Origin of the sequence: Runella limosa DSM 17973, from assembly GCF_000482465.1 — a bacterium.
In the GTDB taxonomy this organism is placed as follows: Bacteria; Bacteroidota; Bacteroidia; order Cytophagales; family Spirosomataceae; genus Runella; species Runella limosa.
In genome coordinates this window covers 64,647-86,789 of the sequence record NZ_KI519433.1, presented here as the reverse complement: position 1 = coordinate 86,789, position 22,143 = coordinate 64,647, and the positions used below count along the sequence as shown (strand labels likewise).

The following is a 22,143-nucleotide window of genomic DNA, read 5'->3' as shown; positions in this document are numbered from 1 at the left end:
GGCTTAATGGAGACCATCAAGCCGCACAAAATGAAAAAATAAAATACTAAGGTTTTTTACTCGTCTTACTGATACGCTTCTGCCACTTGGCGTTGCGTCCCGAGCCCGTCGATGCCTAATTCGACAACATCGCCTGCTTTGAGGTATCTTGGCGGCTTAAAGCCTAGCCCTACCCCAAACGGCGTTCCTGTTGAGATAACATCGCCAGGAAGCAAGGTCATAAATTGGCTTAGATAGCTTACCAAGGTTGGAATTTTAAACACCATGTCATCGGTATTTGAATCTTGCAACATCTCATCATTCACTTTCAACCAAAGGCGAAGTGTATGAGGATCAGCGATTTCATCTTTGGTTGCCATGAAAGGCCCAAGCGGGGCAAAAGTATCATTGCTCTTACCTTTTACCCATTGACCACTGCGTTCGAGTTGAAACTCACGCTCCGAGTAATCGTTGTGTAAGATATAACCCGCTACATAATCCATGGCATTGGCTTCATCCACGTAGCTGGCTTTTTTACCAATCACGAAGGCCAACTCTACTTCCCAGTCGGTTTTGACAGAATTGCGCGGAATAATTACGTTATCGTTCGGGCCGCACAAAGCGGAAGTTGATTTAAAGAAAATAACGGGTTCTTTTGGCACATCCATCCCCGACTCTGCCGCGTGTTTGGCATAGTTCAAACCGATGCAAACAATTTTTGAAGGGCGCGCGATGGCCGAACCAAGGCGAACATCCTCCGAAACCTCAGGGCAAGTGTCTGCATAAATGGTGAGCCAATCGGCCAAGCGAGAAAGGCCATCGTTGGCAAAAAATGCCTCGTTAAAATCTTCGCCAAACGCTGCTACGTTTACTTTACGGCCATCCGACAAAATAACTCCCGGTTGCTCTTGTTCAAATGTGCCAAAACGAAATAGTTTCATTATGGAAGTGGAAATAAATGAGTGATGATTGATTAACTTTCAATACTACGAATTTATAAGCATTTCGTACCAAGAATCTAACCACAAATCGGAGTCGCAAAAAAAAGTTAAAAATATTTTCAACTTTAACTCACTCACTGTCTGACATTTAAAAAATATTTTAAAAATATTTTCACATCAGCACTTGCGTCGTATTGTCAAACCACGTACTTTTGCACCACGATTTCAGAACAACGCAGACAACGAAACGAAAAAAGTTGAAAGCAGTAATGAAAAAGTAAGATTCCGTAGCTCAGTTGGTAGAGCAATACACTTTTAATGTATGGGTCCTGGGTTCGAGTCCCAGCGGGATCACAAAAAGAAAAAAAAGCCTCAAAACGCACTGTTTTGAGGCTTTTTTGTTGCATTATTTCAGCGCCCGCCTTGGTACAATACCTTCTTTTTTTCTTCCAAAGTATATACACCTTTCCATTGCGTTAGAAGATAATTGCCATTGCTCCAAGTTCCTGCACCGTTGTCTTTGAGTGGCGACAAAATAATGGAACTATCTGCCAGCGTTGGCAAAAATAATTCCACCTCCCCCGCATTTTCTTTGGCATCATCTGCAAAAATCACAAAGGCCGAAACCGTCTGATTTAGCGTCGTATCTTGAGGGTTAAGGCGAACACCTTGCTCAAATAATCGCACACAATTATTTTTTACCGACGACCAAGTATAGCCTGCCGAGCCTTTGCAACCATGTTTGTCAAGATCACCGCCAACAATCGGCACCTCCGCTACTTTGGTTGTATCATTTTGGGTACTTTTATCTTGCTGCGTTTGGCACGCACCTAAACCCATGAGTAGCGCCCAACAAATTGTCTTCTTCATTTTTCTTTTTGTTTTGATAAGCAAATTAGGTTCTCCCTAGCGAAGTGGTAAAAAAAATAAATCTTCTTGATTTCAGGGTATAGAATCAAGAAAATATCATTTTCATCTAGTAATAGTAAAAATAACCATATTCTAATCTACCAAGTAAATCAATGAAGAAAATACTACTATCGTTGGTCGCCTGTTGGCTGATACTTGAGGTAACAGCCCAGACAAAAATTACGCTCAATAGTGACTTAGCCAAAACTCAAATCAACAAACACATTTACGGGCATTTTGCCGAACACCTTGGGCGTTGTATTTATGGCGGCATTTATGTAGGCGAAGGGAACACAAAAATTCCTAATACAGCAGGGGTTCGTAACGACATCATTCAAGCCTTAAAAGACCTCAAAATCCCCAACCTTCGCTGGCCTGGGGGATGTTTTGCCGATACATACCAATGGAAAGATGGAATTGGTCCAAAAGAAAAACGTCCTAAAATGGTAAACGTTTGGTGGGGAGGCGTAACAGAGGACAATAGCTTTGGTACGCACGATTTCCTCGACCTCTGCGAGCGCATTGGCGCAGAACCTTACTTGGCAGGCAATGTGGGTAGCGGCACTGTCAAAGACCTGGTCGATTGGGTGGCTTATGTTAATCACCCAGGCGGTAGCCCTATGGCCGAACTTCGCAAACAAAACGGCCGTGAAAAACCTTGGAATGTTCAACTCTGGGGAGTTGGCAACGAAGCCTGGGGCTGCGGTGGCAATATGACTGCTGAATATTACGCGAATATTTACCGCCAATACGCCACCTTTATGGCCGACTGGAACAACACTGGCAAACTCTATCGGATTGCCTCAGGAGCAAGTGACGGCGATTATCAATGGACAGAGACGTTGATGAAAAATATCCCTCACAATATGCTTTCAGGCGTTGCATTGCACCATTATTCCGTCATTAACTGGAATGACAAAGGCCCTTCGGTTAATTTCAACGAGCAGGAGTATTTTAAAATCATGGATGAGGCTTGGAAAATGGAAGAACTTGTGACACGACACAGTACTGTCATGGACAAATACGACCCCGAGAAAAAAGTGGCCTTGATTGTCGATGAATGGGGCGGCTGGTACAGCGTAGAACCTGGTACTAATCCTGGGTTTTTGTACCAACAAAATACCATGCGCGACGCGATGATTGCAGGTCTAACGCTCAACATCTTCAATAATCACGCTGATCGTGTACGAGGAGCCAACCTCGCCCAAATCGTCAACGTGCTTCAATCGGTTATTTTAACCAATGAAGAGAAAATGTTGCTCACCCCAACGTACCACGTGATGAAAATGTATAACGTTCACCAAGATGCGCTGTTGGTACCTATCAGCATTGAATCATCATCTTACGAGTTTCAAGGAAAAAAACTGACGGCAGTTTCTGCTTCTGCTTCAAAAAATGCCGCTGGTGCCATGACAATCTCTCTGACGAATATTGATTATAGCAAGCCACACGAAGTAACCATCAACCTACGAGGTGACGAGTTTTCAAAAGTATCAGGTCAGATACTCGCTTCTGCTAAAATCAATGATTATAATAGTTTTGAACAACCCAACAAAATCACAGTAAAGGAATTTGCAGGCGCGAAACTCGACAAAGGAGTGTTAAAACTTACGATTCCTGCTTATAGTGTTATTACGTTAACACTCAAGAAATAATTTTTTGTAGTTAAATCAATCAAGTTAAAGTCCCCATCAGCATCGCTCATGGGGACTTTTGTGTTATATAACAGGGCATCTAATGATTCCGTGTTATGATATATTACTTACCCTTATCTATTAAATGTTGTCAATTGCATTGCGCAACAACCTACTTCCTTACTTTTTTTATCGTGAAAGGCACACATATTGGCTTGGTAGGACAGCAGTCTCCTTCAAAGAAAATAAATGAACAACACCCTGCCGTTGGACAGGCAACATTGGTCGCTGTAAAGCGATAAGTACCTGCTTGGGTCACTTGAAGAACGGAGGTAGTTGCATTCTGAATAGGTTGGTTGTCTTTGTACCATTGAATGTTGGTATAACCGTTCGGAATCGAAAGTTCAAAGATTTGTCCTGCACAAATAGGAGCGGGCACCGTCACGCAAGTTCGGTCGAAATCATCTTCAGTTTCGATACTATTGTTGGGAGTAGAATCGATGTCACCTTGGTCTGCTTTAGACACTTCTGCGGTAAAATATTGCACGCCAGTCTGTGTTACTTGGACTCCAATAGACAATGTTACTGTTTGGCCTACTGCGATATTCCCAATGGTCCACGTACCCGTACCTGAATTATACGTGCCAGTGGCTGTCGCAAATGTCTGGAAACTCATACCAGCAGGCAAAATATTCTTTACTTCTACACCTGAAGCAGGATTTTGCCCTTCATTTGTGACACTTACGGTCAAAGTAATGTTTGCATTTAAGCCTGGTTGCTGATTACTGGTGGCCACCGTCAATGCCAAATCAATCGGTGGATTACAACTGGCATCAGGCCCCAATTTATCTACAAACTGCTCTAAAGGAATTACGTTTCCACTAATAGCCTGCCCAGAGCGTGAGTAAAAACTACAAGCGGTATTGAGTGAGGCTAACGCTTTAGATGCTGCCACAAATGGATCCGTTTTTGCTAAAATTCCTACTGGCCCCTGGCAAGCATTTCCCCTAAAAGTGAAAAGTGAAACGGGCGTACCATTGGCAAAAGCACCATAATTTACTTCAGTGGGGGTTTTGCCAATAACATAATATAGGTAGTTCGGGTCTAAATTGGCCGAAGCAAACACGGCTTGATTCCCGAGCTTCAAAGGGCTTTTTCCCCAAGTTCCCCGTATGTCTGTAATGTTCTGAATCACAAAATCTTTAGGGACTTTCAAGGAGACTTGTGCTGTCGCGCCAAACTCATTGGCATCGCCGTTATTGGTATTTGGTGTAGCGTACCTAGGCACTACCCAGGCCGTATAAGTCTGACTAGAAGCATCGTAAGTCAATTGATAATTGACTTGATTTGTCGAGAGTTGTTGCGCTACTACGGGCACAAAGCAATGAACCCAAATAAGCCCAACCCAAGCGAGTGTAAATAATCCGTTTTTCATTGTAGTCTGTGTTTATTGCGTTGAATTTTTTAGACTATCCAGGGGCATTACGCCCCTGGATGGATCCATGCTTATTTAGGCAACTGTTCCTGAATGATAAAGAAGTTTTGTTTGAGCGAGTTACCATTATGGTTGTTGATGACGTTTTGATAGATGTACTCTACGTCATTGGTTGTCCCTTGGAAAATTACTTCTCCGTCCATGTTGATATCACCCGTGTAGTATCCTGCCAAAATGTAGAAAGGCAAAAAGAACGGATTCCCAGTTGCGGCAATGACCTGTTGATAGATGACATTGACGTCGTTGTCTGTACCTTGATAAATTATTTGATCATCATAAAGGGCATTTCCCGCCCAAAGAGCTTTGCCCTGAGCTACATCCACTTGTGATTGGTGTATCGGTGAATTAGCCAAAACATAAGTAGGTGTGGTTGCCGAACGAAAATCAATCGTAGAAACGACCTGCGTTAATGGCAGAGCAGTTTGCGACATAACTCCCAAGTGGTTTCGGTGACGAACCGATACAAAATAGTCGGCTGATACAAATGTGTTGAAGGTAATTGGTGACGTTCCATCAACTTCCACAATGTCACCGTCACGTTGTAGTAAGGCCGAACGGCTATCGACCACAATTGTAGAGTCATCGGCGTCGCGCAGCTCAACAAAAACCCAATCCACAATGGCATCGGCTCCTGTAACGCTCAGAACTGTGTTTGAGGTAATGGTATCGGCGGCTGTCACTGGGTTCCAAGCTACGTATGGCGATTTTCTAGGAATTAGGTTTTTCACCCGCAGGTCATCGCGCATCAACTGCCCAGAGAACACTCCAAATAATGAACCTTGCAGATACACTTTAGGCAACAACTTTATCGAGCAATCTTGGGCATTAACAGTTGCTATTACTCTGCTGGTACTGATAGCCGTTGGACAAGTAGGGTCAGTACTACGAGCTTGAGCGTAGAAGACCGTATTGGCCGAAACATTACCCGAGGGTTTAAAATTGAGGCCCGTGAATACTGGTGTACCTCCTGTTTCCTGAGTAAACCACTCTACTGTAGCCAGTCCAAACACCGTCGATTTAATCGTTGAGAAAGTATCTCTAATACAAGATGTTATGCTTGTCGTAAGTAATATTGGTAAAGCTGGGGTACAGTTACAATTCGGCCCCGTAATTAAGGTATCAAATTTACAAACCGCACTTAAGCTATCGGTAATTTTAATCGTCGCTCCCGAAGGAATGCCCACTACTGTGTAAGGATTACTGCCAGTCAAAACTCCTTTATTGGCTTTTAAAACTCCTACTTGGCCCGCAACACTGAACGTGATGCTATAAGTCTGAATATCTGCCGAACAAACCGCTGTACCTGTTAGGGTTACTTTTGATTTTATACATGGAATCAACAATACCGTCGGGTCGTTGGTGGGGTCATTGTCGGTCGTACCGTCTAGCTTCGGTGATTCTATCACCTCTGGGTTGGTAATCGGAGTGGCGTTACCGTCCGTACCTGCATCAGATACATCCGTTACTGGCGTTGCTGGGTTACCATTTGGCAAGTTCGGTGGTGTACCCGTTGCTGTGGCCGTGTTTTGAACTCCACCCGCGACAATGTCGGCTTGGGTAATTGTATAAGTACCTTTGAAAGTCGTGGCATCGGACTCACCGATGGCCAAACTGATTGGCCCTCCCGTCAGGTTAGCTCCCAACAAAGGATCGCTGATACTTACCGCCGTCAAAGGCACATTACCTGTATTGGTAACTGTGAAAGTATAGTTAATCACATCGCCCAATACATTCACTGGGCCTGCTGAGGTAACCGAAGCAATGCTCTTGATAACTTTAATTGAAGGTGTTGGGGTAACTACCAAGACAGTCGGGTCATTGGTGGGGTCGGTATCGGTTGTTCCGTTCAATTTTGGCGATTCGGTTACCTCGGGATTTGTGATGACCACGGCGTTGTTGTCCGTTCCTGCATCAGAAACGTCAGTAACAGGCGTGGCTGCATTGCCATTGGGTAAATTCGGGGGCGTGCCCGAGACAGTGGCCGTATTCTCAATTCCTCCTGCGTTGACATCCGCTTGCGTGATTGTATAAGTAGCAGTAGCTGTTCCTGTTCCACCTGGCAATAACGTGGCAGGACTCACCGCTGCGTTGCTCAAGCTGAGTTTAGCATCAGTCAAAGCCACTCCCGTGAGCGTCACATTACCCGTGTTGGTAACGGTGAAGGTATAGTTGATGACATCACCTACTCCGCGGCCAGTAGCACCGTTGTCAGTGATAGAGGTAATGCTTTTTACTAACTTAATTGAAGGTGTTGGGGCAATCAACAACACTGTTGGATCATTGGTCGGATTGGTATCAGTCGCTCCGTTCAACTTTGGCGACTCAGTCACCTCGGGATTTGTGATGACCACGGCGTTGTTGTCAGTTCCTGCGTCAGAAATGTCAGTAACAGGCGTGGCTGCATTGCCATTGGGTAAATTCGGGGGCGTGCCCGTCACAGTCGCCGTGTTCTCAATTCCTCCCGCGTTGACATCCGCTTGCGTGATGGTGTAAGTAGCAGTAGCTGTCCCTGTTCCACCTGGCAATAACGTGGCAGGACTCACCGCTGCGTTGCTCAAGCTGAGTTTTGCATCAGTCAAAGACACGCCTGTGAGCGTCACATTTCCTGTGTTGGTAACAGTGAAGGTATAGTTGATGACATCACCTACTCCGCGACCCGTAGCGCCGTTGTCAGTGATAGAGGTAATGCTTTTTACTAACTTAATTGAAGGTGTTGGGGCAATCAACAACACTGTTGGGTCATTGGTCGGATTGGTATCAGTCGTTCCGTTCAACTTTGGGGACTCGGTCACGTCGGGGTTGGTGATGGCCACGGCGTTGTTGTCTGTTCCTGCGTCTGATACGTCAGTGACGGTTGAAAGAGGCCCACTTGAGGGCGTACCCGTGACAGTCGCTGTATTTTCAATTCCTCCTGCATTTACATCAGCTTGCGTGATGGTGTAAGTGGCAGAAGCTGTTCCTGTTGCTCCTGGAGCAAGTGTACTGGGGCTCACCGCTACGTTGCTCAAACTGAGTTTAGCATCGGTCAAAGTCACCGCCGAGAGTGACACGTTACCCGTATTAGTGACAGTAAAAGTATAGTTGATAACATCACCTACTCCACGGCCCACTGCACCGTTGTCGGTGATGGAAGAAATGCTTTTGATTAGCTTTATCGAAGGCGCACTACAATCAACGTCAGGACCTAACTTGTCCACGAACTGCTCTAAAGGTATCACATTCCCGCTTGTAGCTTGTCCCGAACGTGAATAAAAACTACAGGCTGTATTGAGGGATGCTAAGTTTTTGGCTGCCGCCACAAAAGGGTCAGTTTTTGCTAAAACCCCTACTGTTCCATAACAAGCATTGCCTTGAAAGGTAAAAAGTGAAACAGGTGTACCGCTACTAAAAGGGCCATAGTTGACTTCCGTTGAGGTTTTACCAATCACATAATAGAGATAATTGGGGTCTAATCCAGAAGTTGTAAATGCTGACTGATTTCCTAATTTTACTGGGCTTTTTTCCCAAGTTCCCCTTATGTCAGTAACATTTTGAATGACAAAGTCTTTGGGAACTTTCAAAGATACCTGCGCCGTCGCTCCAAGCTCATTGGCTTCGGGATTGTTTGGGTTGGGCGTATTATACTGTGGTACGACCCAAACCGTATAAACCTGAGTGGTGGGATTATAAGTCAATTGGTAATTGACTTGGTTTGTTGACAGATCTTGCGCAATTGCAGGAATAATTCCTAAAATCCACACAAACCCAAACCAAAGGAGATGATGTAATTGTTTTTTCATGGGGTAAGACTATTAAGTAGTTACTTTTTAGGTTTTGTATTTACTTAGGCAACTGTTCCTGAATAATGAAGAAGCTCTGTTTAAGCGAGTTACCACCGTGATTATTGACAACGTTCTGATAGATGTACTCTATGTCATTGGTTGTTCCTTGGAAAATCACCTCCCCGTCCATGTTGATATCACCAGTATGGTAGCCTGCCAAAATGAAGAAAGGTAACCCAATCACGTTGGCTGCTGCTCCAATAACTTGCTGATAGACAACATTCACGTCGTTGGCAGTACCTTGGTAAATCACTTGACCGTCATACAGTGCATTACCTGCCCAAAGTGCTTTCCCTTGTACCACATTCACCTGCGACTGATGAATGGGGGAATTAGCGAAAACATAGGTTGGTGTTGCTACTAATCTGAAATCGACAACCGTACTAATGTGTGTTAATGGAAGTGCATTCTTGGTCATGACACCCAAGTGATTACGGTGTTTGACAACCACAAAGTAGTTTGCTGGAATTGCACTGGTGAAAACAATAGCGGAGGTACCATCTACATCTACAATATCTCCGTCTCGTTGTACAAGCGCCGAACGGCTGTCGATAACCTTAGTAGAATCTGTTGCACTTCGAAGTTCTACAAATACCCAATCTACAATGGCATTTTGTCCAGTAACTGTCAACACTGTGTTTGAGGTAATGGTATCGGCAGGCGTAATCGGATTCCAAGCTAGGTAAGGTGATTTTCTTGGAATCAAGTTTTTCACCCGCAAATCATCGCGCATCAAATTACCCGAGAATACCCCAAACAACGAACCTTGTAAATACACTTTTGGCAAGAGTGCCACCTTCGTGACTTGCAAAATCGTGATATAAACCGTGGCAGTATCACACAGATTCGGCGTTCCGTTGTCGCAAACCTTGTAAATGAATCGGTCGGGGCCTACGTAGTTAGGATTTGGCGTGTAAGTATAAGTACCGTTAGGATTGAACACAACTGTACCATTCGCAGGATTGGTCAGTTTGGTGAACACAAGCGGGTCGTTGTTAGGATCGCTGTCGTTTGTCGCTACGGTGCCACTCACTGGTACATTGACTTGGGTAACGTTGGCATCGTCCACCGCTACTGGTGGGTCGTTGCCTGGAATTGTTGGCAACACATCTACCGTTACTGTCGCCGTATCACAAGCGCCTTTCACGTCGCACAACACATACTTGAAGCGGTCTTTACCCACAAACAAGCCCGTTGGCGTGTAAGTAAAACTACTGTCAGCTGGGTTATAAACCACCGTTCCGTTGGCCGGATTAGTGATTCTAGTCACCGAAGCAAACTTGTCGCCTTGCGGGTCAAAGTCATTGGCCAACACCCGTACTTTCACAGGAACGCCTACTTGCGTTTGACTCGCGTCGTCGTTGGCCACCACACTGTTGATGGTGATGATTGGTAAGATGTCAATGGTCACTGTTGCCGTATCACACAAACCTGCACTGTTGCAAACCACGTAACAGAAATTGTCTGTGCCTACGAAGTTGTTTGTTGGTGTATAAGTATAATTACCGTTTGCTTGCATCACCACTGTACCGTGTTTCGGCGGGCAGATTGTCGGTATCGACGTGTTGACCGTCAGTGGTAATCCTTGCGGGTCATCGTCATTGGTCAACACGTTGCCCGTTACAGGAGTGTTGATTGGCGTATTGTTAATATCATCAGTCGCGATTGGTGGTGATACCAATACCGTGATATAAACCGTGGCAGTATCGCACAGATTCGGCGTTCCGTTGTCGCAGACCTTGTAAATGAATCGGTCAGGACCTGCGTAGTTGTTATTTGGCGTATAAGTGTAAGTTCCGTTGGGATTGAATACCACCGTACCGTTTGCTGGATTGGTCAGTTTGGTGAACACCAGCGGGTCGTTGTTAGGATCGCTGTCGTTCGTCGCTACGGTGCCACTCACTGGCACATTGACCCGTGTAACGTTAGCATCGTCCACCGCTACTGGTGGATCGTTGCCTGGAATTGTTGGCAACACATCTACCGTTACTGTCGCCGTATCACAAGCGCCTCTCACGTCGCACAGTACATACTTGAAGCTGTTTTTACCCACAAATAAACCTGTTGGCGTGTAAGTAAAACTACTGTCAGCTGGGTTATAAACCACCGTTCCGTTGGTCGGATTAGTGATTCTAGTCACCGAAGCAAACTTGTCGCCTTGCGGGTCAAAGTCATTGGCCAACACCCGTACTTTCACAGGTACGCCTACTTGCGTTTGACTCACGTCTTCGTTTGCCACCACACTGTTTTTGGTCACCAATGGTAAAATGTCAATGGTCACTGTTGCCGTATCACACAAACCTGCACTGTTGCAAACCACGTAGCAGAAGTTGTCTGTGCCTACGAAGTTGTTGGTCGGTGTGTATGTATAATTGCCGTTGGCCTGCATCACCACTGTACCATGTTTCGGCGGGCAGATTGTCGGTATCGACGTGTTGACCGTCAATGGCAATCCTTGCGGGTCATCGTCGTTGGTCAACACGTTGCCCGTTACAGGGGTGTTGATTGGCGTATTGTTAATGTCATCAGTCGCGATTGGTGGTGATACCAATACCGTGATATAAACCGTGGCGGTATCGCACAGATTCGGCGTTCCGTTGTCGCAGACCTTGTAAATGAATCGGTCAGGGCCTGCGTAGTTGTTATTTGGCGTATAAGTGTAAGTACCGTTAGGATTGAACACCACTGTACCATTCGCTGGATTGGTCAGTTTGGTGAACACCAGCGGGTCGTTGTTAGGGTCACTGTCGTTTGTCGCTACCGTGCCACTCACTGGTACATTGACCCGTGTAACGTTAGCATCGTCCACCGCTACTGGTGGATCGTTGCCTGGAATTGTTGGCAACACATCTACCGTTACTGTCGCCGTATCACAAGCGCCTCTCACATCGCACAACACATACTTGAAGCTATTTTTACCCACAAACAAACCCGTTGGCGTGTAAGTAAAACTACTGTCGGATGGGTTATAAACCACCGTACCGTTGGTCGGGTTAGTGATTCTAGTCACCGAAGCAAACTTGTCGCCTTGCGGGTCAAAGTCATTGGCCAACACCCGTACTTTCACAGGTACGCCTACTTGCGTTTGTGTAGCATCGTCGTTGGCTACCACACTGTTTTTAGTCACCAATGGTAAGATGTCAATGGTCACTGTTGCCGTATCACACAAACCTATGCTGCTGCACACTATGTAGCAGAAGTTGTCTGTACCTACGAAGTTGTTGGTTGGCGTGTAGGTGTAGTTACCATTGGCCTGCATCACCACTGTTCCGTGTTTCGGCGGACAGATTGTCGGTATCGTTGTGTTGACAGTCAATGGTAAACCTTGTGGGTCATCGTCATTGGTCAACACATTGCCAGATACAGGGGTGTTGATTGGCGTATTGTTGAAATCATCGGTGGCAACTGGAGGACGGGCACTTACGGTGATGATTAAATTTGCGTCATCACACAAACCCGTTGGATCACACACTTTGTAAGGAATAGTAATAACTCCCACAAAGTTTAATGCTGGGGTAAAGGTAAATGAACCATTGTTTGTCGTATCCCATACTATGATTCCTTGGCTTAATAACGGAGAATCCAAAGGATCAAATAATAACTCAGACAACGCATTGTCAGGGTCGGAATCATTGGTAGCGACCGTTCCATTGAAAGGCGTATTGAAAGGAGTCGTGTAGGGGTCATCAACTGCTACTGGCGGCTGACAATTCGGGGCAATCAACGTACCAGAGGCAGTAGCTGTACAATTATTGGCATCGGTTACAGTCACTGTGTAAGTGCCTGCTGGTAAACCCGTTAAATCTTTAGTGGTAATACCCCCAGAAGACCATGAGTACGTGAATGGCCCCACTCCACCTGTTACTACTGAAAATGCTTTACCATCAATTGCTTGGCAACTTTGATTTTCAACTGTTACGCTAACGGAAAGCGCAGGAGCACTACCCACGGTAGCGGATATGCTACGGCTACAACCCAAAGCATCAGTTACGGTGACAGTATAAGCACCTGATAGTAAGTTGAATGGATCTTGAACATTCCCGATAGCGGTTGGCCCAGTCCATACGTAGGTGAATGGAGCAACGCCGTTTTGAATAATCAAATCAATTGCACCTTTGTTGACACTGCACGAAGAGTTATTTGTAACGTTGACAAACAGTTCTATTTCGGTAGTCGGTTCAGTGATAACGACAGAGGCAGTAGCCGTACATCCATTGGCATCTGTAACGAATACGTTGTATGTGCCTGCCTGTAATCCCGTTGCGGTCGCTGTCATCGCTCCATTAGACCAATTGTAGGTATAAGGAGCCGTTCCGCCACTACCTGTAACGGTCGCTTCACCATCGCTTCCCCCTTTACAGCTTACGCTTTTTGTTTGTGCAGCAGAGGCAGTTAAAAGCGTAGGTTGAGTAACGGCGCTTGCCGTCAATGTTTTGACACAACCAATCGCATCCGAAACAGTCACTGAATAAGTCCCTGCTGACAAACCCGAAATATCTTCGGTAGTAGCACCATTTGACCAGCTAAACGTAACGGGTGATACGCCACCAGTAACGATGAGGTTTACCCGACCGTTGTTGTTACCAAAACAGCTGATTGGCGTAGTGATTGACGAAATAGAAAGACTGGAAGTATTGTTGACAGTAAAGGTTTTAGAAACTTTACATCCTGTATTATCGGTCACTTCTAAGGTATAATTACCCGCTATTAAATTGATGCGATTTTGTGAAGTAGGCCCATCTATCCACTTATAAGTGTAAGGAGCAGAGCCCCCCGTTACTGATACTGTGATAGCGCCCGTTGCACTGCCAGAACAAAGGGCATTGGTGATTGCCCCCGTTATGATAATTTGGATGGGTTGTCCAACCGAGGTTTGGAACACTTCCTTACATGCGTTTGCATCGGTCACTGTCACCGAATAATCTCCTGCCGGCACATTAGACAGGTTTTGTCCGGTCGAACCGTTACTCCACAGATAGGTATAAGTAGGGGTACCACCACCGCTTATAAGAGAAATCTGGCCGGTGGATGCACCGAAACAATCGGCATCAGTAGGCGTTATGGTAGCAGATATTGGGGCAGTTGGGCCAGAAATTGTAAATATGTTTGAAGTAACCGAACAGCCACTGGCATCCGTCACCACTACATTGTAATCCCCAGGATTCAGCCCACTAATGTCTTGAGTAGTGGCACCAGTGTTCCACCCATACGTATAAGGCGGCGTACCGCCAGAAGCGTTAATATCTATACTTCCATTTCCGTCTCCAAAACACAACACGTTGGTTATGTTAACTGGAGTTACAGAAATCAAAGAGGCAGGTTGTGTAATCTGCATATTTACCAGCGGGAAGGTACATCCCTTTGCATCCGTAATGGTCACATTGTACGTACCAGCTGGGCGATTAATAATATCTTTTGTGGTTGCGATGAAGCCACTTGGCCCCGTCCAAGCGTATGTATAGGGCGCTGTACCACCAATTACCGTCAAAACAATTTGCCCATTTGAGCCATTTCGACAGCTTACGTTGGAAATAACCCGAGTGGCACTTAAAGCGGCACTTGGCTGCGTAATTACAATGGTTTGCGTTGCGGTACAGCCGTTGGCATCAGTAACCGTTACTTGGTAAGTACCTGCTCCAATAGAAGATTGGTCTTGGATATTACCAGAAAAGGCAATTGAGTTACGCGTCCATGCGTAACTGTACGGTGAAGTACCACCCGATACGCTCAAGTCTATACTTCCCGTTAAGCCTCCAAAGCAATTAACATCCGTTTTAACATGATCAAGCACAATACCTGCCGGCTGTGTGATGGTAGCGGTTGTCGTACTTTTACATCCCGTGGCATCTGTCACAGTCACACTGTAAGTTCCAGCCACTAATCCCGTTCTGTCTTCGGTAGTAGCCCCATCAGACCACAAGTAGGTGTAGGGAGCTGTGCCGCCCGTCACCGTTACATTTATAGTTCCCGTGCTGGCACCGTTACAGGTCACGTTGGTTGTTGTTCTTGTAACAGTTGGACCGTCTGTGCTGATGACGGCAACGGTGGTCGTCTGAAAACAGCCTTTTGAATCCGTAACCGTCAGGGTATAACTACCACTGCTCAAATTAGTTAAGTCTTCGGTCGTGGCTCCGTTATTCCAATCGTAATCATAAGCGGGTGTTCCGCCCGTCACTGTGATATTAATGGCTCCGTTTGATTGGTTACAAGTAGCATTCGTGACCGACGCCGTGGTCAGCACCGGGTTATCTTCTACCGTAACGTTGACGGTAGCGGTAGCCTGGCAACCCGCAGCATCTGTAACCACCACTGTGTAAGTACCATTGTGGAGGGCCGCGTTAGCGTTGAGTATGGTAGGGTTAGCGCTGGATGAGGTAAAGTTGTTTGGCCCCGTCCAAGCATAAGAAACGCCACCAGTAGCCAGCAAACCGATTGTTCTGTCTTTACAAATCGGCAAGACAACGGAAGCTTGTGCCATTGGCTGAATCACATCTACATCAATGCAGGTCTGAGCACTTTCGTTACAATTATTCACCGCCACAACACACACTTGGTAAGTTCCAGGCGTAACACCAGTCCAGTTCACCGTAATTTGCGGCGTACCTTGTCCTGATACAATAATTGCCCCAGAAGGAACCGTCCAAGTATAGGATATATTGGCAGGATCGGGGGTAACCGAGAATACTTCAGCGACACTGCTCCGACAAATATCAATGGGGTCGCAATTGCTAGGAGCATTCAACACAATGTTGCCGCTCGCAACCGTACAGCCTTTAGAATCGGTAACGGTCAGATTATACGTACCAGCGGCTAAACCCATTCGGTTAGTGGTATTGTTAGTACCAGGTATGTCCGCCCAATCGTAGGTATAGGGAGCTGTTCCTCCGATGACGGTAGGTGTGATGCTTCCTGCGGCAAAACATTGTGGCTGTACGGTTGATTGGCTAACGGCCAAAGCTGCCGAAGGCTGCGTAATGGTAACATTAACTGTTTCTTCACAACCACCATTATCCTTAACAGTAATCGTGTAAGCGCCCGCAGTTAGGTTGGTAAACGTACCAGAACTCACAAAAGCGCCGCTTCCCAGTTTGTAAGTGTAGGGTGCAAGCCCATTTGCACCTGCAACCGTGACCGCACCAGTAGAAGCACCAAAACAATTGATATTGGTTTGTGATGTTACGGAGGCAGTGATACTACCACAGAATAAAGTAAGCGCCGCTGAACGTTTGAGTCGAACGCAATCATTGGAACTATGCGTAACCACCACATAATAATTATTTCCGTATAACCCCGTACTGTTCGATATAGTTAGCGTAGCCGTTGTTACACCACTATAGACACCCGTATTGGCCAGGGCTGTTCCACCAGCATCAGGATCTCCCAAATACCATTGGTACAATAGACCCGCGTTGGAGTTACCTGCGGTACCGTAGCTGGGTGTACCGCTACTGTACGAGGTAGCGTTATCACCACGAGCTGAAATGCTGAAAGTGGCCGATGCAGCCGCAGCCACCGATTGATTACTCGGGTTGGTCACAATCACAACCCGCGTAGCCACCTGACTGCCTCCAAGGGTTTGCCCCCCACCCGCAGCTGTTGGAACTCCGTTTGAACCAACTCCTCCAGTCAGTCGGCCATTGGCATCTACACTGGTAAGAGCAGCCCCTCCTTCGATAGCATCGAAGCATCCATCCCCGTCAGAATCGTTATCCAATGAATTAATCAGGCCATCTCCGTCTATGTTGCCAGATCCCTCCACTGTATCCAATATGCCGTCGTTATCATCGTCTAAATCACAATCGTTCGAAATATTATCCCCGTCGGAGTCGGGTAAATTGCCTATGCTTTGGGAGGAGAGCGTTGTTTGGTTCGTTATGTTATTCGCGTCTCGTATCTGCACTGAATAAGTTCCCGCCGTAAGTCCATTAAACACATTACTACTCTGCCAAGTGCCTGAGTTGATTCGGTATTGGTACGTACCGCTTCCTCCAGTGGGGTTAGACACGGTGATTGAACCGTTGGCCGTACCGATACAGGCATCCGTTTTACTGGCTGTTCCGCCTACTGGTGGCAGCGAATAGTTGACAATAAGCTGCGGACGGTTATTCGGGTCAGTTGCATCATCGCTGTACATGTAGTACCATGATTCTTCCTTGTCACCTACAAGACTGGAAGGTACTATACCCAAACCATGATTCGGAGAGGTACCATTATACCACTCCTGAACTAACGTCGTAATGGTAATATTATAAACTGTACCCGTGGCATCAGACGCGCCAGCCGTTAGGGTGCCATAGTTGGTACCTGCATAACTCCCTCCCGTCCAACTACCGCTTCCGGAGCTACTCCACGTAGCTGACCCTGACTGAGTTGTGTTACAGACACTACCTTCTACCCAAGCAGTGGTAACCCTCCTGATGATTGACGTGAAGGCTGAACCTGACTCGTTATCCCACCCAGTACCATTCGGTGCGTGAACCATTCGGAGGGTGGCCGAGGTGATGGTTGCCCCAGCTGGGATAGTTGACAAATCAAACTCAAGGAGGGGATTTTGCTGGTAATTGGAAGCGTTATCCGGGCCGATTCCTTGGCATGAGCCAAAGTTTCGGGAAGTTTGCCCTTTGTAAACCTGCGTTGCTTTGGTTGAGGTAATGGTCGCAGTCTGGGCTTGGACAATTACTGTACCACCCAAAAACAAGCATAAAACAACCGTGATTCGTGACAAATAATAATAAATCTTCGCAGATCTTATCATTATTTGATTAGTTGTATAAATTGTTTCCATAATATTGATTTTAATTCGATTAAGACATAAAATACGTGGTTGACGATTAGTAAATAGGCACCCCTTTTTTGATGAGTCCATTTACGGTATATTCAATTTTATTTTTCCTCCAATTCAAAACAGTTGGAGTATTCAATAATTCTAAGTTTGGTTTATCATCAGTCATCACCTCTACGTCCCCTAATTCATACCCTGCTATTGGGACATAATCTGCCGCTGAAAAATGGTCATTGGGTAGAATATCGTTATATCTTAAATTTTGGCTAAGTGCCTCTTTGATATTCAATGAGCCAGGAGTACCATAGATTAATAAATCAGCAGATATTGATTTTTTTTCATTCTTAACCGCAAACATTTTGTACCCAATGGATTCAAAAGTTTTGATGACGGAACGCGGCGCACGTGAAAGTGCTAAATCATCTGTATCCAGTTGACCCTGAAAATTCACAATCACCAATGCGTCTTTATTCAATGCAGCCTTTAACTCCTTTAGACCTTCTATTGTAAACATGTGGGAGGGCTGTACCTCTCCATTGACAATATCCAATATGACTACATCGTATTTTTTGGTGGTATTCCGAATGTAATGACGTGCGTCATCAATGACCAGATTAGCAGAGGTAGGATTATATCCAAACCATTTTTCAGCGATAAACGGAATCCGTTCGTCCAACTCCACAATATCAAGCTCAAATCCGAGTCGAATCAAATTATGGGCAATGCTTCCGCCCCCCATTCCCAATAGCAGTGCCTTGCTTTTAGCTGGCTTTATTCCTGCTAAAGCCGTCACTTTATGGGGATACCTCCATACCGAAAATGGCTCAATACCCACATTGGTAAACGTTTGGTCTATTCCATTGAGCAACAATTGCCTTGTGTTCACTGGACGACCGTCTTTGGCAAAACCTTTGTGATCTACCACGGTCCACTCGCCCAAGATACCGCTTGACTGATACTGTACCGTAATGGCTGGATCAGCGGTAGGTTGGCTATAGACAAACGGAACGAAAAAAACAAAAAGGCCAAAGGTGAGAACAGCTTGCATTTTTTGTTTTCGGCTGAACATACCGATTGCCGAAAAACCCATTAGTACAAGCCCAGTAAAAGTGGCAGTGGTTTGAATACCTAGTTCGGGGATGAGTACAAAGCCCGCAAGAAACGTAGCGAGTATGCCCCCAACGGTAGAAATGGCATAGATAGTACCAGCGGTTTGACCCGCATTTTCCTGCGATTGATTAATAAGCTGTATGATGATGGGAGACACCATCCCCATGCAAAAAATAGGCGGTAATAGGTAGATTGAAACCGAAATTAATGAGCCAATACGCACCCCAAGATCGGCCGTAGCTGTCATTATAGTTGGTGCAATTCGTGGAGCTATGATTGTTAATATTGCCCCCATAGCAAGTATGGCAAACAGTGGGCTTTTGTCTTTGTATTTATTAGAAACACTACCCCCAACGAAATATCCGCCAGAAAGCGCAATGAGTGTTATTCCCAATACAGAAGCCCAAACATACATCGATGTCCCATAGAACGGCGCAACAATTTTTGCACCCAGTAACTCTATAATCATAACCACAGCCCCTTCCACAAAGGAAACTATTAGTAGCAGCTTCCTTTGACTTTGAGGTAGCACATCAATTTGAATAGAAGTACTAGATTTGATATTTAGTTTTCTTTCCATTTGAAACTTTTTTTAACATTTCCATTTTTTATCCTACACTACACCTAGTTTATACAATCAATTGATGTGCTTTTAAACGCCACTTTTTGGGTGTCACTACCTCGTTGGAGCGGTTTAAAAATTAATTATTGTTTATGGTTACTGGCTTGACAGGTGAAGGGTTTATTGCAATAAGTGTCACTGAAGTACTTGCTGTACATCCTACGGCATCCGTCACGGTTACGTTATAAGTTCCAGTGGACAGACCTGATTGATCTTGAGCTGTTGGCACAAGACCTGTTCCATTTGGGGTTGTCCAAGCATAGGTAAACGGTGCTGTACCACCACTCACCACCAAATCAATGACCCCATTTTCGCCCAAAGGTGCATTAGAACCTGGTGGGCAAGTTGGAGGTGTCACATTGGTAGTCAATACCATTGTGGCGACGTTTGATAAAGTGATGGTAGCAATAAAAGTACAGTTTCTGGCATCGGTGATAGTGACCTGATAATTCCCCGAGGCCAAGCCAGTGATGGTAGCGGTTCCGTCGCCCGTTGGCGTACCGTTCCAGTCGTAGGTATAAGGAGCCGTGCCACCCGATACCGTCGCCGTCACACTTCCGTTGGTGGCTCCGCAGGTTGGCTCTGTTTTTGACAAAGAAGCCGTAAGGGCGGCAGAAGGCTGCGTAACGGAAATATTGGTTACTGTTCCAGTACAGCTTCTTGAATCAGTGATGGTGACACTGTACGTGCCCGCAGGGATATTGGTACGGTCTTTGGTGGACGCCCCATCGTTCCATTGGTAGGTATAGGGAGCCGTTCCGCCATTGACTGTCAGGGTGATAGCCCCCGTAGATTGCCCAAAGCAAGGTACATTTGTTACGGATGGGGTAGCAGTTATCGCTGCGGGTTGGGTTACGCTGATGCTGTTTGCCGTAGCGGTACACCCTTTGGTGTCGGTGACAGTCACGCTGTAGTTGCCAGCCGTTAGACCACTGCGGTTTTGGGTGGTGATACCACCGCCCCAATTGTAAGTGTAGCCTGGCGTACCACCCGAAACCGACAAACTAATAGACCCCGTAGCACCGCCATTACAAGCCACTGGAGTGACTGTTGGTGTAATGACAATGGCAGGGTACGTACCCACTATAGCAGTAAACGTATTGGCACATCCAGTAGAAGAGGTAATCGTAACGGTATAAGTACCAGTGGCGAGGCCCGAAATGGTAGTACCGTTGCCCGAACCAGTGCCACCGCCCGAGCGAGTCCATGTATAGGTAAAGGGTGCAGTTCCACCCGTGACAGTCATACTGATGGCTCCCGTATTGGTAGCACCCACACACAACGGTGTTACCGATGAAGTAACCGATTGAGTACAGGGTTGAATGGTAATAGGCGTGGCAGTGGAGGTTTGTCTGCCGCAGGCGTCGGACACTGTGACGGTAATCATACAGGAAGTGACACTACCCACATTGGGAGGGGTAAATGTAGTACTGGCAGCCGAAGCATTGGCAAAAGTACCGCCGCAGCTACTCGTCCATTGATAGGTAAGCGGAGAAGATACAGGAGAGTTAGCCGTAACACTAACGGCATAACCAACACCAATTGACATGGTTGTAGGAACATTTGCCACACTGATAAAAGGTACTTTATCTACAGAAGACAATAGACTAAAATTAAAAAAGGCACGAATGGCGGCAATGCTGGCCGTACCACCTGCTTTTTTGATGTCGTGGCCTGCTTCGTACATCACATAGCCTGAAGTGTTCAGACCAAAACCACGACCGAAGACAATCACGGCCGCTGGCCCAGGCGATAGCCCAGGTACATTGGATTGGCTAGGGTCGAAAGCAATCACTTGGGTTGTAGGCCGCCAACCGCCCCCCGCCTTGGGAAGGTAGATTTGCTCGGCACCTCCAGGGTGAGCGGCGTCGGTCGAGCCCATGTATTGTGCAGCAGGGCTGCTTGGGTTAAGACGAGTGTAAGGAGGGCTTCCGTCGCTGTGCGAGCCAGAAAACACCAAGGCATTGCCAACACCCCCTACGTTGGTAGCTAGGAAGTTTGTCTGCAAACTACCATTGTTCATGTTCTCCAATTCCGAAACGGCTTTACAACCCGCCCAAATCGCCCCAAACTGTGTACGGTTCCAGTTATACAGATTGCTGTGGGAACTCCACTTGGGATCGGCGTGGGGCATCACAAAAATATCATCGCAGCCTCCCAATGATTGGGGATCTTTAAAGTTGTAAGCTGAGGATGGAATCCCCGCCTGACTGAAAAAACCTTCGGCGATTTTTCCATTCTGGTCGTCCAACGTCCAGCGGGGCGCTGACCTGAGGGTATAAGTTACGTTCACCGTCAAAGGGCTCGTCGTGGTTATCCCCGAAACGCCATAGCTGCTAATTTTGCCATTCACCGATGCGTCTCGGAAAGCGGCAGGGATGATGAACGTCCCGCCTCGAAAATCTACCCCTTGGTGGCTAAAGTCTATGCCATCAATGCCTTTGGTTTGGCTAATGACCCATTTGACAGGAATTTTGTTGTTTTTCAACAAATCATAAATCAACCCGTAGGGCCTCAGGGCATTGGATTGAGTTTGCGGGGTAATCCCCATGTTGATGATATACGAGCCCGAAGGAAAGGTTTCGGTCTGTGCATAAGACCTCAATATTCCAGTCAGCATACACAACTGAAATAGAAGTGTTGTCAAGAGGTATTTGGAGCAACGGAGGTGTAAAAAAACAACCATACGATTTCAGAATAATTTTGTTCGAAAAAACTATGAACTACCTAGCTTTTTTGTAACAAGAACTAATCCGACGATTTAGCCAAATCGGTATATCGGTTATCGTTTTGGTTATTTTGGGTATATGAAGTAATTAATCCAGTTGGAAGAAATAAAGAGACCGATAA

At 46.2% G+C, this 22,143-nt stretch carries 8 protein-coding genes and 1 tRNA gene; 2 read left to right on the top strand and 7 right to left on the bottom strand.

Annotated elements, in window-relative coordinates:
• Nucleotides 1–65: 65 nt before the first annotated feature.
• Complete coding sequence (locus K339_RS0131740) at nt 66–920, bottom strand: fumarylacetoacetate hydrolase family protein (protein WP_028527187.1); 855 nt, start codon at nt 918–920, stop codon at nt 66–68.
• 281 nt (nt 921–1,201) lie between these two features.
• On the opposite strand from K339_RS0131740, the gene K339_RS0131735 reads away from it, so the two are divergent.
• Nucleotides 1,202–1,274, top strand: a tRNA-Lys gene (locus tag K339_RS0131735).
• Nucleotides 1,275–1,331: 57 nt separating this feature from the next.
• On the opposite strand, the gene K339_RS0131730 is transcribed toward K339_RS0131735, so the two are convergent.
• Nucleotides 1,332–1,790: a hypothetical protein gene (locus K339_RS0131730; protein WP_028527186.1), complete on the bottom strand. Its 459-nt coding sequence runs from the start codon at nt 1,788–1,790 to the stop codon at nt 1,332–1,334.
• 152 nt (nt 1,791–1,942) lie between these two features.
• On the opposite strand from K339_RS0131730, the gene K339_RS0131725 reads away from it, so the two are divergent.
• On the top strand, nt 1,943–3,484 hold the full coding sequence (locus K339_RS0131725) for an alpha-N-arabinofuranosidase (RefSeq protein ID WP_028527185.1): 1,542 nt from the start codon (nt 1,943–1,945) through the stop codon (nt 3,482–3,484).
• A gap of 151 nt (nt 3,485–3,635) precedes the next feature.
• Here K339_RS0131725 and K339_RS36455 read toward each other — a convergent pair whose 3' ends face one another.
• The 5 genes from K339_RS36455 to K339_RS0131700 form a co-directional block, all read right to left on the bottom strand.
• Nucleotides 3,636–4,898, bottom strand: coding sequence for a DUF11 domain-containing protein (locus K339_RS36455; protein WP_051398402.1), 1,263 nt, complete (start codon nt 4,896–4,898; stop codon nt 3,636–3,638).
• Nucleotides 4,899–4,969: 71 nt separating this feature from the next.
• A complete protein-coding gene (locus tag K339_RS0131715) occupies nt 4,970–8,737 on the bottom strand; it encodes a beta strand repeat-containing protein (RefSeq protein ID WP_028527184.1) in 3,768 nt (1,255 codons plus the stop codon).
• A gap of 40 nt (nt 8,738–8,777) precedes the next feature.
• Entirely contained in the window at nt 8,778–17,534 is an 8,757-nt protein-coding gene (locus K339_RS37415) for an Ig-like domain-containing protein (protein WP_169731925.1), read from the bottom strand.
• Nucleotides 17,535–17,610: 76 nt separating this feature from the next.
• On the bottom strand, nt 17,611–19,251 hold the full coding sequence (locus K339_RS0131705; protein WP_084332386.1) for a fused MFS/spermidine synthase: 1,641 nt from the start codon (nt 19,249–19,251) through the stop codon (nt 17,611–17,613).
• Between the two features lie 121 nt (nt 19,252–19,372).
• A complete protein-coding gene (locus tag K339_RS0131700) occupies nt 19,373–21,913 on the bottom strand; it encodes a SprB repeat-containing protein (protein ID WP_037302409.1) in 2,541 nt (846 codons plus the stop codon).
• Between the last annotated feature and the right edge of the window lie 230 nt (nt 21,914–22,143).

Excerpts from the sequence above, each read along its gene's own strand:
- K339_RS0131740 (WP_028527187.1), bottom strand. The coding sequence starts at position 920 with ATGAAACTATTTCGTTTTGGCACATTTGAACAAGAGCAACCGGGAGTT.
- K339_RS0131730 (WP_028527186.1), bottom strand. The coding sequence starts at position 1,790 with ATGAAGAAGACAATTTGTTGGGCGCTACTCATGGGTTTAGGTGCGTGC.
- K339_RS0131725 (WP_028527185.1), top strand. The coding sequence starts at position 1,943 with ATGAAGAAAATACTACTATCGTTGGTCGCCTGTTGGCTGATACTTGAG.
- K339_RS36455 (WP_051398402.1), bottom strand. The coding sequence starts at position 4,898 with ATGAAAAACGGATTATTTACACTCGCTTGGGTTGGGCTTATTTGGGTT.
- K339_RS0131715 (WP_028527184.1), bottom strand. The coding sequence starts at position 8,737 with ATGAAAAAACAATTACATCATCTCCTTTGGTTTGGGTTTGTGTGGATT.
- K339_RS37415 (WP_169731925.1), bottom strand. The coding sequence starts at position 17,534 with ATGATAAGATCTGCGAAGATTTATTATTATTTGTCACGAATCACGGTT.
- K339_RS0131705 (WP_084332386.1), bottom strand. The coding sequence starts at position 19,251 with ATGGAAAGAAAACTAAATATCAAATCTAGTACTTCTATTCAAATTGAT.
- K339_RS0131700 (WP_037302409.1), bottom strand. The coding sequence starts at position 21,913 with ATGCTGACTGGAATATTGAGGTCTTATGCACAGACCGAAACCTTTCCT.